The 14583-nt window shown below is 65.2% G+C and carries 12 protein-coding genes; 5 read left to right on the top strand and 7 right to left on the bottom strand.

Annotated elements, in window-relative coordinates; genetic code table 11:
• Positions 1-2 precede the first annotated feature (2 nt).
• The 5 genes from NV401_RS00120 to NV401_RS00100 form a co-directional block, all read right to left on the bottom strand.
• On the bottom strand, positions 3-1220 hold the full coding sequence (locus NV401_RS00120; RefSeq protein ID WP_261292356.1) for a dicarboxylate/amino acid:cation symporter: 1218 nt from the start codon (positions 1218-1220) through the stop codon (positions 3-5).
• A complete protein-coding gene (locus NV401_RS00115; protein WP_261292355.1) occupies positions 1217-1810 on the bottom strand; it encodes an FMN-binding negative transcriptional regulator in 594 nt (197 codons plus the stop codon). The genes NV401_RS00120 and NV401_RS00115 overlap by 4 nt, the downstream gene beginning before the upstream one ends.
• Positions 1807-2781 (bottom strand): alpha/beta hydrolase fold domain-containing protein, encoded by a 975-nt coding sequence (locus NV401_RS00110; RefSeq protein ID WP_261292354.1) that lies wholly within the window; start codon positions 2779-2781, stop codon positions 1807-1809. The genes NV401_RS00115 and NV401_RS00110 overlap by 4 nt, the downstream gene beginning before the upstream one ends.
• Before the next feature lie 118 nt (positions 2782-2899).
• Positions 2900-3610 carry an AraC family transcriptional regulator gene (locus NV401_RS00105; protein ID WP_261293042.1) on the bottom strand — a complete coding sequence of 237 codons (711 nt, stop codon included), beginning with the start codon at positions 3608-3610 and terminating at the stop codon, positions 2900-2902.
• 113 nt (positions 3611-3723) lie between these two features.
• Positions 3724-5940, bottom strand: a complete 2217-nt coding sequence (locus NV401_RS00100) for a TonB-dependent receptor (protein WP_261292353.1) — start codon at positions 5938-5940, stop codon at positions 3724-3726.
• 192 nt (positions 5941-6132) lie between these two features.
• On the opposite strand from NV401_RS00100, the gene NV401_RS00095 reads away from it, so the two are divergent.
• The 5 genes from NV401_RS00095 (at position 6133) to NV401_RS00075 (ending at position 11095) form a co-directional block, all read left to right on the top strand.
• Positions 6133-8310, top strand: coding sequence for a S9 family peptidase (locus NV401_RS00095; protein WP_261292352.1), 2178 nt, complete (start codon positions 6133-6135; stop codon positions 8308-8310).
• Entirely contained in the window at positions 8307-9332 is a 1026-nt protein-coding gene (locus NV401_RS00090) for a histone deacetylase family protein (protein ID WP_261292351.1), read from the top strand. Before NV401_RS00095 ends, NV401_RS00090 begins: the two co-directional genes overlap by 4 nt.
• 168 nt (positions 9333-9500) lie before the next feature.
• A complete protein-coding gene (gene secE / locus NV401_RS00085; RefSeq protein WP_261292350.1) occupies positions 9501-9704 on the top strand; it encodes a preprotein translocase subunit SecE in 204 nt (67 codons plus the stop codon).
• Between the two features lie 4 nt (positions 9705-9708).
• Positions 9709-10245, top strand: coding sequence for a transcription termination/antitermination protein NusG (gene nusG / locus NV401_RS00080; RefSeq protein ID WP_261292349.1), 537 nt, complete (start codon positions 9709-9711; stop codon positions 10243-10245).
• Positions 10246-10810: 565 nt separating this feature from the next.
• Positions 10811-11095 (top strand): helix-turn-helix domain-containing protein, encoded by a 285-nt coding sequence (locus tag NV401_RS00075; RefSeq protein WP_261292348.1) that lies wholly within the window; start codon positions 10811-10813, stop codon positions 11093-11095.
• Positions 11096-11339: 244 nt separating this feature from the next.
• Here NV401_RS00075 and NV401_RS00070 read toward each other — a convergent pair whose 3' ends face one another.
• Positions 11340-12914, bottom strand: coding sequence for a hypothetical protein (locus NV401_RS00070; RefSeq protein WP_261292347.1), 1575 nt, complete (start codon positions 12912-12914; stop codon positions 11340-11342).
• 565 nt (positions 12915-13479) lie between these two features.
• Positions 13480-14442, bottom strand: a complete 963-nt coding sequence (locus NV401_RS00065; protein ID WP_261292346.1) for a hypothetical protein — start codon at positions 14440-14442, stop codon at positions 13480-13482.
• Positions 14443-14583: the final 141 nt, after the last annotated feature.

Raw genomic sequence — 14583 nt, 5'->3', positions numbered from 1 at the left:
TCTCACCTCCGACGGCGATCCACGATCAGCGTGAGCGCGACATCCGCGGTGACGTTGCCGACGGTGCGGAAGATATCCGGAATCGTCTCCACCGCGAGCAATAGCGGCAGGATCTCGACCGGCACGCCCATCGCCAGACAGACCGGGCCGATCGAGGTGAAGAACGACACCTGGCTGGGCAGGCCGACCGCAGCGAGGCTGACCACGGTGGCGACCAGCGCGCCGATCACGAACAGGCCGGGGCCGATCGCGATGCCGTGCAACGCCGCGACATAGAGCGCGACCGCGAAATTGGCCGCGGCACTGGTGATTCGGAAGATCGACACCGCCATCGGCAGCACGACGTTGCGCACCGGCTCACGGATCGCCAGCGGGCCGCTGGTCGCCTCGATCATCGCCGGCAGCGAGGCGATCGACGATTGCGTGCTGCACGCGATCGCCTGCGCCGGCGCCACCGCCCGGGCAAAGCGTGCGATGCCGACCCCGCCGGCGATCCGCACCACCGGATAGACCAGCAGCGTTACCGCCACGCAGGCGCACACGACGATCGCGATATAATGCGCCAGCGTGCCGGCAGCGGCGATGCCGGCGCGCGACCCCGCCACGGTGGCGAGCGCGAAGACGCCGAGCGGGGCCAGCCACAGGACCCAGTGGACGATCACCATCAGCGTATCGGTGAGGCTGTGGATCAGGCCGACCAGCCCCGCCCGCTTGCCCGGATCGATGCGCGTCGCGGCAAAGCCGAACAACAGGGCGAAGGCGACCAGTGGCACCATCTCCCCTTCCGCCGCGGACTTGATCGGATTGACCGGGATGAAGCTCAGCAGCCAATCGCCGGTGATCGCGGTGGCCTGCGACGGCAGTGCGGCGGGCAGGCCGAGGCTGCCGAGCGCGCCCGCACCGACCGGCCAGAGCGCCAGCAGCCCCTCGACCACCAGCCCGGCGGCGAGCGCCGAGGCAGTCAGGCCGATCGCGATGAACAGCAGCGCCCGGCCCGCGACGCCGCCGGCGCGCGCGGCATCGGCGGCCGATGCGATACCGGTGACGATCAGCGCGAACACCAGCGGCACGATGGTAATGCGCAGCCCACCGACCCAGGCCTTGCCGATCAGTTCGGCGACCGGCGTGACGTGCGCGGCGAGATCGGCAACGCGGCTGAGCAGCAGCCCGCAGGCGAGGCCCGCGATCAACGCGGCGAGAATCCGCTGGGTCAGCGTCATGCGATTGCGTCGCGGGGGCGGTCACCCTGATCGAGCATCGCGCGGGCCAAGGCGCGGTTGGGGTGGCCGGCGACGATTTCCGCGAAGCTGCTATCGGCCTCGTCCTGCCCGAGCTTGAACACCGCTTCGCACGACGTGACGGTGGCGCGGAACGCGACGATCTCGTGGATCATCCGGTCGTACCGCTCACCCATCGCATCGACCTGCCAGCCGCCCTCGGGCTCGAGATGCGCGGCGAGCTGGCGCAGCGCGCTGTCCGTCTCCTCCGGCACGAACGCGATATCGGCGGTGATCCGCACCGTGGCGTAATTCCACGTCGCGCCCCACACCGGGTTCGACACCAGGGTCGGCGAGACATAGTCCTGCGGCCCGTTGAACAGGATCAGCGCCCGGGGATCGGCCTGGAATGCGGCGACCTGCGGGTTGCGGCGGGCATAGTGACCGAACAGCGAGACCAGCCTGCCCTCCCCGTCGCATTCGGCGAGCAGCGGCAGCGGCGTGGCATCGAAATCGCGCGATGCCACCCAGGCAAGCGGATGCGCCGCGATCAGCGCGACGATATCGTCCGGCGAACGCGGCGCGAAGCTCATGCCGCCACACCGAGCCGGGCGGCAAGCCAGCGCGCGGCATCGTCGAGCGCGCGATCGGCGAGCGAGGAGACCGACACCGCCTCGAGAAAGCTGTGCGTCGCGCCGCGATAGAATTGCGCCTCGACCGCGACACCGGCCGCCTGCAACCGTGCCGCCATCGTGAGATTGGCGTCCGCCAGGATGTCGCACTCGGCGATCGCCAGGAACGCCGTGGGAAGCCCGGTGAGATCGGCCTGGAGCGGCGCGACCAGCGGATCGGCGCGCGCGGCAGGATCGGCGACGTAATTGCCCCAGAAGCGATCCATCTCGGCGATCGTCAGCATATAGGCCGGCCCATCGAACCGCGCATAGCTCGCCGTCTCGGCAGGATCGAACGCGCCGTAATTGAGCAGCATCGCGGCCGGCAGCACATCATCTGCGGCGCGCAAGGCAAGGCAGGCGGCGACCGACAGATTGGCCCCGGCGGAATCGCCGCCGATCGCGATCGCGGCGGGATCGATGCCGAGCGTGGCGGCATCGCGGCGCAGCGCGCGGAACGCCGCCACCACTTCGTTCAGCGCGACGGGATAGCGGGCCTCGGGCGACAGGCTGTAATCGATACCGATCACGACGATGCCGGCGCGCGCGGCATATTCGCGCATCAGCCGATCGTGCGTGTCGATGCTGAACATCGTCCAGCCGCCGCCATGGATATAGAGCAGCGCCGGCAACGGCGCGGCGCCGGCCGGGGCATGCGGATAATGCACGCGCGCCCGACAGCCGGCGATGATCGTCTCGCTCGTCTCGGCCATTACCGGGCCGCCGGCGCGCCACCGCTCGCGCACCGTTTCCGCCGCCGCGCGCCGCTCAGGCAAGGGCAGCGCATCGAAATCGGAAAACTGGCCGTAGCCGTGGTTCAGCGCGGCGATGAAGCTGCGGATCTCGGGATCGACATCGTCATGCTCGGCCATCGCCTCGATCGTGGAAATCATGCCTTGGTCCTGCTCCGTTTCCCGGCGCTGCTGGCCGGTGTCGATCTGATAGGGCCAGTCCGGGTGAGCGAGGACGGCGGTCAGGCCAAACATCGCCGCAATCGGGCCAGCCGGTGTTTTACGGCAAGGCGTACATGCTGGGCGGAACGCCATAGGCACGGCGGAACATCGCGGTGAACGCGCTGGGGCTGTCATACCCGACGTCGAAGGCGATCGTGGTGACCGGCCGCCCCGCCGCCATCAGCGACAGCGCCTGCATCAGCCGGACCTGCTGCCGCCAGACGCCCAGGCCCATGCCGGTTTCGCGTTTGAACGCGCGGGTGAAGGTCCGGCGCGCCATGCCGGCGATGCTGGCGAGCTGATCGACGTCGCGATTGTCCGCCGGATCGGCGAGGATCGCCCGGCACACGCGCAGCAGCCGCTCGTCGCTCGGCATCGTCGCGCCGTACGGCGCGAGCGGCATCGCCGCGATCTCGTCGAGCAACACCGCGACGATCCGGCCGGCATGGCCGTCGCGATCATATTCATGCCCGAACGACACGACCTTCAGGATCAGCGCGCGGAGGAAATCGCTGACCTCGATCACGCGGCACTCCGGCGCCTGCGCATATAGCGCCGGATCGATATAGAGCGTGCGGAGCGAGACCGGGCCGCGACACGACACTTCGTGCGGCATGTTGGCGGGCAGCCATACCGCGCGCTGCGGCGGGACGACGAAGCTCATCGCCGGGGTGACCACCGACATCACGCCGGAACAGGCATAGAGCACCTGGATCCGATCATGCTGATGCAGCGGATCGACGAAACCCGGCGGATATTCGTCGGTCAGGCCGCAGACCGGGCGCGTACAGGTTTCGAAATTGTGCGAATGCTCTATCGGCCCGATCCCCGCCTGTTCACGATCGGCGCGAAACTGCCCGTTCCGCGCCGATCAGGCAATCGTCAACGCAATCCGAAGCGCAGGCTGGCGCCGATCGTGCGCGGCCGCGTGACGCTGCCGGCGAACGAGAAGGGCGCGTTGAGGATGCCATATTGATCGAACAGGTTCTTGGCGAACACACCCGCCTCGATTCCCTCCGAGACGGTGATCGCGGCGTTGAGATCGATCAGGCTGTAATCGCCTTTCTGCAACGTCGCGCCGAACGCCACCGGTGCCTTCGACAGATAGCGATGCGCGATGCCGATGCGCGGCCGCAGCGGTGAATCGCGCAGCTCGAAATCGAGCTGGTTGGCGAGGATCCATTCCGACGCGCCGGGCAGTCGCGTGCCCGCCGCATAGCCGCCGCCGGGGGCGAAGCTGTCCGGCAACAACGCCGAGAGGCGCGCATCGTTATAGGTCAGGTTGGCGGTATAGGTCAGGTTGCGCGACGGCCGGAAGACCATCGACATCTCGATCCCGTCGATCTTCGCGCCGCCGCCATTGACGGTATAGGCGTTGAAATCGACCGGCGTGAACAGCCGCGACTGGATGTCGTTCCACTTGATGTGGAAGGCGGCGATATCGAACGACATCGTGCCCGGCACCAGATCGAACTTCGCCCCGACCTCGTAATTCTGCGTCGAATCGCTGTTGAATTCGATCGGCACCCCGGTCGCCACCGCATAGGTATTGATCCCGCCGATGCGGAAGCCCTCGGAATAGAGGCCGTACAGCGTCAGGCGGTTGCTGGGCTTGTAGGACAGCGACACCTTGGGGACGAAACCCGATTCCTTGCGTGCGCCGGGCTGATAATCGAACGGCGCGATCAGCGCGGCGTTGGGCAGATATTGCAGGCGCGGGCGCGATGTATATTCGAAATAACGCCCGCCGAGCGTGAGCGTGAGCACGTCGGCAAAGGTATAGGCCAGTTCGCCGAATGCGGCGATTTCGCGCACCCGGCTGGTGCTGACGGTACGGCGTGCCAGATCGTCCGGCGCCAGCACGCTGCCCGCCTGCCCGCCGAACAAGGCGGGATTGGCATCGATATAGGCGCCGATCCCCTCGATGAACGCGCCGTCGGTCGAATCCGAGCGCAGCTTGGTGTAATTGCCGCCGATCAGCCAGGTGAACGGACCCGTCCCGCTGGAGGCCAGCCGCAGCTCGCCATAATCGGTGGTCGACTTGCCGACCGAGCTCGACAGCTGCGGCGTGTTGGTGCGCGGATCGTTGCCGCCGAAGATCGAATCGTCGAACGCCAGATCGGCCTTCTTGATCGTATGGCTGCCGACCGCGGTGAGATTGGCGAAGCCCAGATCCTGATCGAGCCGCAGGCTGTAGAGCTGGATCTCGGTATCCTGATATTCGTCGACATTGGTGTTGCGGTCATAGGTCTTGGCGTGGGGATCGGCGCCGAACTGCACATAGGTCTGATCGTCGAGATCATATTCCTGATACAGGCCGAGCGCCGAGATCTTGGTCGTCTCGGTCGGGGTGAAGACGATCGAGCCGCGCAGGCCGCGCACGCGCAGATCGTTGCTGCCCTTCTCGCCGGTGCCGACATTGGTGAGATAGCCGGCATCGTAGCGCTGCAGGCCGACCAGGCGCACCGCCAGCTTGTCGGCGATGATCGGCACGTTGATCATCGCCTTGGCGGCATAGCTCGCCTCGCCCGAACGGCGGGTGGAGGAGACGATGCCTTCGGCGCCGACATCGATCGCCGAGGGATCGGCTTCGTTGACGACATAGTTGATCGCGCCGCCGAGCGAGGAGGAGCCGAACAGCGTGCCCTGCGGCCCGCGCAGCACCTCGACCTGCTTCACGTCGAACGAATCGATATCGGGGATGACCAGCGGGAAGCCCGGCTCGACCAGCGGAATCTGGTTGATGTAATAGCCGGTCGTGGCCTGGTTGGCCTCGTGATAGGTGGTCGAGGCGACGCCGCGGATGACCACTTCGGATACGCCCGGCTGATAATCGTTGAACACCACGCCGGGGACGCGGGTGACATAGTCCGACAGGCTCTGCGCGTTGAGCCGCTGCAGATCCTGCTCGCTGACCGCCGAGACGGCGCCGGGAATATCGCGCGTCGATTCGTCGCGCTTGGTCGCGGTGACGACGATGTCCGGCGTCTCGCCATCGGCGCCGGGCGCGGACTGGGCGAACGTCGCCGTGGGTGCGAGCAGCAGCGTGGCGAGCGCGATCGCGCTGACCCGACCAGTGACTGAAATATTGTTGCGCAATGTCGCCCCCTTTATTGTGTCCCGTTGCAAGGTTACGAGTATTTGTGACGCTTTCGAGCGTCATGATTGCGCTAGCCGGGTCGATGGCTGTTGCGATCGGGCCAAAGTGCCGCCGCCCGGCAGGCTATCGATTGCCGGGATCGGGCGGGCGCCACTACCCTCCGGGCTCACTTTTGAGGAACGCCGACCGCCATGTCGCCAGCCCGATCCCGCTCCGCCGTCTCGCGCCGCCACTTCCTTGCCGGGGTCGGTGCCGCAGCGGTGCTGGGCGGCGTCACGCTGCCGGCGCGCGCCGCCGGCCCCGCGCTGCCGACCCCACCGGTAACGCCGCGCATCCCGCTGGTCCGCACCCAGGTCGGCCGGACGCGGATCGATCCCTATGCCTGGATCAAATTTGTGCCGGCGCAGGGTCAACGCAGCCTCGAGACGCTGCCGGCGCCGGTGCGCGCGCATCTGCTGGCCGAAAACGCCTATGCCAAGGCGGTGCTGGCGCGCGTCGCGGCGGACGAGGCGGCGCTGTTTGCCGCGCTGCAGGCGCGCGCGCCGGTCGGCGATGCCGAGCCCGGCCTGACGCGCGACGGCTGGACCTACGACACGAGCTATCCGGACGGATCGCATGCGCGCTATGCGCGGCGGCGCGGCGGCACGGGCGCAGAGCAATTGCTGCTCGACGAGGCGGTGCGCGCGGCAGGCCAGGCCTATTACCGCACCACCGGGCAGCAGGTCAGCCCCGACGGCACATGCTATGCCTGGGCCGAGGATGTCGGCGGCAACGACCGGCATCGCCTGTGCGTGCGCGATATCGCCAGCGGCAGCGTGCGGACGATCGTCGAGAGCGATGCCTATGGCTATGGCGGGCTGGTCTTCTCGTCCTCGTCGGACTGGCTGTTCTGGATCTGGCGTGACGCGCGCAACCGGCCGACGCGGGTCTATCGCACGCCGGTCAAGGGCGGGCCGCGGGTGCTGGTCTATGAGGAACGCGATCCGGCGATCTTCATGCAGATCGCGCGCACCGCGGCGGACGGGTTCGTCGCGATCACGCTGTCGGGGCCGGATACCAGCGAGGTGCGGCTGATCCGCGCGGCGGACGAGACCGCAGCGCCGGTGCTGGTGTGGCCGCGCGCGGGCGGGCGGCGCTATGCGATCGAGGAGTGGAACGGCGGGCTGGTCGCGCTGATCGAGGACGCGGTGGCGCTCGACGGGCGGATCGCGCGGGTCGATCCCGGCACGTTCGCCGAACAGGGCGATCTGGTGCCGCACCGCGCGGGCACGCAGATCCTGCAGCTCGCCTCGTTCCGCGGCGCGCTGGTGCGGCTCGAGCGGCGCGACGTGCTGCCGCGGATGGTGCTGACATTGCCGGGGGGCACGGAACGGCAGGTCGCGGTGGCGGGCGACGCCTATGCGCTGACCGTGCCGCTCGGGCAGGATCATCGCAGTACCACGTGCCGCGCGATGATCGAGACGCCGGCCCGCCCGCCGCGCTGGATCGATGTCGACCTGGCGAGCGCGCGCAGCACGGTGATCGCCGAGCAGCGCGTCGCCGGGTTCGATCCCGCGCGGTTCGACGTGCGGCGGCTGTTCGCGACCGCGGCGGACGGCGAAACCGTGCCGATCACGCTGCTGACGCGCAAGGGCGCGCCGGCCGACGGCACGGCGCCGCTGCTGCTCACCGGCTATGGCGCCTACGGCGTGTCGAGCGAGGCGCTGTTCGATGTCGCGCCGACGGTGCTGGTCGAGCGCGGCTGGAGCTATGCCATCGCGCATGTCCGCGGCGGATCGGAAAAGGGCCGGCGCTGGTTCCTCGACGGGCGGCTGCACGCCAAGCATAACAGCTTCGGCGACTTCATCGCCTGCGCGCGCCACCTGATGGCCGAGCGCCATGCTGCCCGCGACAAGCTCGTCTCCTACGGCCTGTCGGCGGGCGGGCTGCTGGTCGGCGCGTCGATGAACGCGGCGCCGGATCTATGGGCCGGGGTGATCGGATCGGTGCCGTTCGTCGACATGCTCAACACGATGAGCGATGCCGATCACCCGCTGGTGCCGCTGTTCCGGCCCGATTGGGGCGATCCGCTGTCGAGCGTGGCGGATTATGATTACATGGCGTCGATCTCGCCGTACGAGAATGTCCGGCGCGCGGCCTATCCGCCGCTGCTGACCACCGCCGGGCTGAAGGACGATCGCGTGGGCTATTGGGAACCGGCCAAACTGGTCGCCGAGGTGCGCGCGCGATCGACCGCCACGCACCCGGCGATGCTGCTCACCGACATGGCCGCCGGCCACCAGGCGAGCGGCGGGCGCGACGCCGGGAACCGCAAGATGGCGCGCTTCTATGCCTTCGCCCAGGGCTGTATCGAGGGAAAGTTCGCATGATCACCACATTCGATCCGCGCCAGCTGGCGCATGCCCCGAAGCTCGAGCTGCACAATGGCGGCTGGACCGACTATAACGAGACGCCCGCGCGCGCGGCGACGATCCTCTCGGCAGTCGGCCCGACCAGCGCGGCGCGCGACCACGGCATGGCGCCGCTCGCCGCGGTGCACGACGCGGCCTATCTCGATTTCCTGCAGGTGGCGCATCGCGACTGGATCGCGGCCGGGCGCGAGGGCGATGCGATCGGCTATACCTGGCCGGTGGTGCGCCGCCGCAATCTCGATCTCACGCGGATCGACGCGCGGCTCGGGCGCTACAGCTATGACGGGGGCACGCCGATCACCGCCGACAGCTGGAGCGCGGCCTATTGGTCGGCGCAGACCGCGCTGACCGCGCTGGACGCGGTGGCCGACGGGCAGCGCGCCGCCTTCGCCCTGTGCCGCCCGCCCGGCCACCATGCCGGCGCCGACTATCTCGGCGGCTATTGCCATCTCAACAATGCCGCGATCGTCGCGGCGGAGGCGCGCCGGCAGGGGCTCGGCCCGGTCGCGATCCTCGACGTCGACTATCATCACGGCAACGGCACGCAGGACATCTTCGCCGAAGACGCGGACATGCTGTTCGTCTCGATCCACGCCGATCCGGCGACGGACTACCCCTTCTACTGGGGCCATGCCGACGAGACGGGGATCGGCGCAGGGGTAGGCACGACGCTGAACCTGCCGCTGCCGCGCGGCACCGACTGGGCCGGCTATCAGCCCGCGCTGGACCGCGCGCTGGCGGCGATCGCGGCCTATGGCACGCGGCTGCTGGTCGTGTCGTTCGGGGCGGACACCTATGCCGGTGACCCGATCTCGCATTTCGCGTTGCAGCGGGACGATTTCACCCGGCTGGCGGCGCGGCTGGCGGCGCTCGACGTGCCGAGCGTGATCGTGATGGAGGGCGGCTATGCCACCGCCGAGCTCGGCGACAATGTCGCGGCGTTCCTGGACGCCAGCGCCTGGGGCAGCGCCGCGGGCTGAGCCGCGGGGGGGCGCCCGCGACCGCGCGCTTGCGTTCGTCCCCCCACGTCGCTAGATGCATTGCCCATCCGATAGCGAGGATGAGACTTTCGCCGGTTCCTTCAGCGGACCCGGTCGGCGGCCTCTGCCTCGTTGATGCGGGCATTTTAGCAAACGGGTACCAGCAACGTGGCGAAGACGACACCGATCGAGTTCATCCGTCAGGTCCAGGCCGAGACCAAGAAGGTCGTGTGGCCGAGCCGCAAGGAAACGGTGATGACCGGCGTGATGGTGATGATCATGACGACGATCCTGGCGATCTTCTTCTTCGGCATCGACAAGATGTTCGACGGGATCGTGAAGTTGCTGCTGTCGCTCGCTACCAAGGGTTGAGATCATGTCGCGCTGGTACATCATTCACGCTTATTCCGGCTTCGAGGGCAAGGTCCGCGACGCGATCATGGCCGAGGCGACCCGCATGGGGCTCGAGCAGCTGGTCGAGCAGATCGAAGTGCCGACCGAGACGATCACCGAGGCGCGCCGCGGCAAGAAGATCGCCGTCGAGCGCAAGTTCATGCCGGGCTATGTGCTCGCCAAGCTGAACATGAACGACGACGTCTATCACCTCGTCAAGAACACGCCGAAGGTCACCGGCTTCCTCGGCAGCATGGGCAAGCCCCAGCCGATCAGCGAGGCCGAGGCCGCGCGCATGCTGAACAGCAAGGAAGAGGCCGCCGCGGCGCCGAAGCAGAAGATGAAGGTCGATTACGAGATCGGCGACGCCGTGAAGGTGCTCGACGGCCCGTTCGCGAGCTTCAACGGCATCGTCGAGGAACTCGATTTCGACCGCAGCCGCGTCAAGGTCAGCGTGTCGATCTTCGGGCGTGCTACGCCGGTTGAACTGGAGTTCGAGCAAGTCGAGCGAGCCAAGTAAGGCGCAGCCTTACGCAGCGATCGCACAGGATTAGCGCAAGCTAATCCTGAGACGACGCCCGACCGGACGGCGGGTCGGCCCCGCCGAACCCGTCCGACGTCATGACGCGGGCTTTGCCCGCGTCCGCCAGGCAAACGCCACCTGCCTTTCCGGCGCCCCTGCAGACCCTATCGTCACCCCGGACCCGTTCCGGGGTCCGCTGTGCCGCAACGTCCGCGCGTTGCATGTTTGCGGATCGGCAGCCCCCGGAAGAAGTCGGCGCCTGTACCGCGCCATATGTATCCCGCCGTCATCCCCGCGCCGGCGGGGATCCATAAGCTCTAGCGATGCGATTCCAGCCGCGAAGCCCGCCAGTATGGATCCCCGCCTGCGCGGGGATGACGACCTATGGTCGGCGCAGATAGCTGCCGAACAAGTCCGCCGTGGCGAACTAGGGAATCCTTGCAACGACTTTGGCGGAGGTCTCGGCCTTGCCGCGCTACCGCCATACCCGTATTTACGTCTTGGATTTTCCCTACTGCCTCTACGTCTGCGGCCATTCCCGGGCATTTTTTCGGAAACGGCGATGAAAAGCGCCTTTGACAAGATCGCCGCCGGCCTCGCAGACGCCATTGCCTTCGCGGATGGCGACGAGACGCGCGGCCAGGTTTCCACCGTGGACGTCCGCACCGTGCGCGCCGCGACGAAGCTGACGCAGGATGCCTTCGCCCGCACCTACCACTTCCCGATCGGCACGGTGCGCGACTGGGAACGGCAGCGGCGTCAGTCGGATGCGGGGTCAGCCACGCTGCTGCGAATGATTGCGGTTGATCCCGAGGGCGTCGAGGCGATCATCGCCAGACTTCGATAGCCAAGGCTTATCGAGCAACGTCTTATTTTGCCAAGTGCTCATTTTGCTGTTCTGGACATATCCGTAAGCGGATCATTGGACGGTCGTGACGTGCTACGCAGAGATGAAGAGGCGCGCGCAATAGTACAGATCTTGCCAAATGTATAATAATCCTGCGTCGGCAGCGCGGGGATACGCGGGAGGTAAGGGCCTCAGATTGTTTGAACTACCTATTCAAAAAGACGCTAGTTTTCGGAATAGCGTGCTAGAGCAATGGCAAATTATGAAGTATTCCAAGTATTCTCTTGAGTGCCAACGACATTATAGGATTTTTTGCAAAATAACTCAAGAGTAGCGATTCGTTCGCTATCACCCAGTGACCAATAGTGTAGGTTGAAGCTGCCAGAGAGGTTATCGATATACTTTTCTTATTACGCCACAAAAACGATATCGCTGCCCGGGCCATGTTTCCTACGGTTGCGTCAATCATCTTATGATTGGTTATGGGCTTAGTTGATGTCACAGAATCATCTAACGCGATGTTCAACGCTGCTTTTGCCTTTGCAGTTAATATTAGTTCTTGCTCAGCTGTCTTTACAATGTCCTTGAGTTTATTGATGCTGAGATCACTAAGGGGAGTTCCCGAAGCCGAAAGCATTTTGTCGATCTTGGATAGTGACGAATGACTATTAACTAGCACGTTATGGCAACGTACAGTTCTCTCAAGAATTAAAAGTGTTGATTGTGGAAATGGCGAAATATCCGAGTCATTATCCGGATTGTTCTGGAACAGCAACTCATTCCGCAACGCATCGCCGCGCATTACCAATAAGGCATCATCTTTCCAGTGGCCATCTGAAAATACTGCCGCATAACCCTTAGCGGTATCATGTAGCCTAGCAGTGCTATTGCCCTCTGACGATTTGATTAGTTCATTATCTAACCGAATGACTTCAGCCAGAATAGATCCCTTAATAAGCTCATCGCTATCAAATCGATTTTGTTGCAGATCTATTTTCTGCTCACTGTTGACGTAGAATGTCAGGCCAAACTCGATCTGCCCTTTTTCTATATCTTCTTCAAGAAGCTCATCAACCGTTTCAATTATTATATTTGCAACATCGACATTTACAGAGGTCTCATCCCTATTCCAAAATTCGTTGGGACGAGCCGCTATCTTTTGCTCGATACGAGGCCACGCATTGGGAGGAATATCTTCAGTAACAATGCCAAAAAGACGAAATCGTAACCATAAAAGCCAAGGCTCCCAAGATTCATCAAATGCAACAAGATGATCCTCTAGGCGTTTCCACTGTGGAGACTCAATATAATTTGCATCTAAAGGAGGCTTAAGCCTTATACCACGCTCCAAGTTTTCAAAGTCCGCCGAAGCAGTATCCCAAATATCAATATGGAACTTGGCTACATCTTCCTTTAAAAAGCCAGACTTATTATTCTCCATCATGTCTGAAGCGGCTTGAAGCGACTTTCGTACACTTTCCATTTTTTTGTTGCGAGAAACTGGAAGCGAAGTATTCAAAGATCCAATTACTGCTTTCGATATTGCACTTGGACTACTGTTGAATAGCTGCATTTTTGCTAAAGAATAAACAGCCGAACGTACCGCAGACTCATCGGGTCTATCAAGCACAACGCGGGCAACCAACAAACCTCTAAATAGCGCCAGGACATCCCTAGAGTTGTTCTCTTTAGATAAACGAGTATATGAAAAGTTGGTGGCGAGCTGCGTAACGGCTCGTGCCGCCGCTCGGAAGGTTATCTCGCCGGCGTGATCGTGTATGCTGCTGTCCAGCTCGCGCTTGATGTCATTCCATGCCATTCGAGAACGTTAGAGGTGTTAATTGCTCGATACAATGCTTCACGATACCTTGCGTATCTGCTACATTTGCTTCGAGGGGTAAAAGTGGCGCGGCATTCCCCGGCGTTCTCAGCAGCAGTAGTGCCCTCACCCGCCGCGGGCAAAGCCCGCGTCGTCGGTCGCGCGGCGCGCCGGCCGGGCGTTCAGCGTCTCGTGATGAGCCTTTCGCTCATCACGTGCGCTTCCGCCCCAATCGCCACCCGCCGAACAGCGCCCTGCCCTCATCATACGCCGCCCGCCCGCTCGCCTTGCTCCAGCCCTTCACCTGATCCAGCGCCGGAAGCAGCGGCGCGGGAACGGCATGAATGGTGCCCCCCTATCGTCACCCCGGGCTTGACCCGGGGTCCCACTCCTTTCGCTAGCCAAGAAGCGGGACCCCGGCTCAAGGCCGGGGTGACGGGTCTGAGGTGGGCTAACCTGCGGCGTCGACGCGCTACCGCGCCAGCCGCCGCCGTACCCCGGCCGCCTGCCCCGCCCCTTCCAACCGGGCCTATAACGCGCGGTCGCAGCGTACGCATCGCGTCTATCACGTGCGCTTCCGCCCCAATCGCCACCCCCCGAACAACGCCCTGCCCTCATCATACGCCGCGCGCCCGCTCGCCTTGCTCCACCCCGTCACCTGATCCAGCGCCGGGAGCAGCGGCGCGGACGGCTCGTGTGGGGAGCGGGCGGCGGCTTCCGTGCGGGCGGCCTCGGCGACGCGGAACGCCTCGCGGTCGCGCGCCTGTTGCGCGTGGTACATTGCGGCGAGGCGATAGGCATGCGCCTCGGAGGATTCGCCGCGGCGGCGCCTGATATGGGCTGGCTCGGCCTCGAGCCGGGCTTCCTTCTGGTGGAGGTACAGCAATTGCAGCGCCTGATCGCTGGTCATGGCCGGCATGGCGGGCGGCTCGTTGTGGCGCCAGGCATCGTCGGCGTGCGCGTGCGGGCTGAGGCTGGCGAGCAGCGCATCCTCGACGCGGTCATAGCCCTGCTCCAGCGCCAGTTGCCATTCGCGCGCGAAGGCGGGGCTTTGCTTGCGGCGCTGATAGAAGGCGCTGTGGGTGAAGCCGGCGGCGGCGGCGGAGAGGCGGATGTTGGCGGTGGCGGAGAGCGCGGCGAGGAAGGCCTGTTCGGCGGCGCGGGTGAGGCGGCCGGGGCTCGCGCGGCGGAGCTGGAGGCGGCCGGATTTCGTGCGGGTTGGGCGGGGTTCTGGCTGTGGTGAGGGGGTCTTTTGCGGCACGGCCCCTCCACCATTTGCCGGAAGGGGCAAATGGTCCCCCTCCCCCGGTGGGGGAGGATGTAGCGCGGCGCTGGCGATCGCGAGGGCGGCGTCCCAGTCGGCGGCGAAGGCGGGGTGTTTGGCGCGGCGTCTGGTGAAGGTGGCGCGGTGGACGCCGAGCGTGCGGGCGGCGTCGCGCGCGTTGCCGGTGCGGCGCAGCTCGGCGAGGAAGGCGGCGTTCTGCAGCGCCTGGGCGCGGGTGAAGGGGCGGGTTAAGAGGCGGGCCATTCCCGCTTTGTTCTCAAGAGATTTCCAACTTTGCAAGCCATCCGCGTCGCCCCCCTGCCCGTCCCCTGATCCGGCGCCGGGCGTACCGGCACGGGCGGTTCGCGCGCGGTTCGCCGACGTTCACTTCACCCGCCGCTTATG

Origin of the sequence: Sphingomonas hylomeconis (assembly GCF_025370105.1) — a bacterium.
GTDB lineage: Bacteria > Pseudomonadota > Alphaproteobacteria > Sphingomonadales > Sphingomonadaceae > Sphingomonas > Sphingomonas hylomeconis.
Note: the sequence above shows the minus strand (reverse complement) of the source record. Positions and strands in the feature narration are given on the sequence as shown.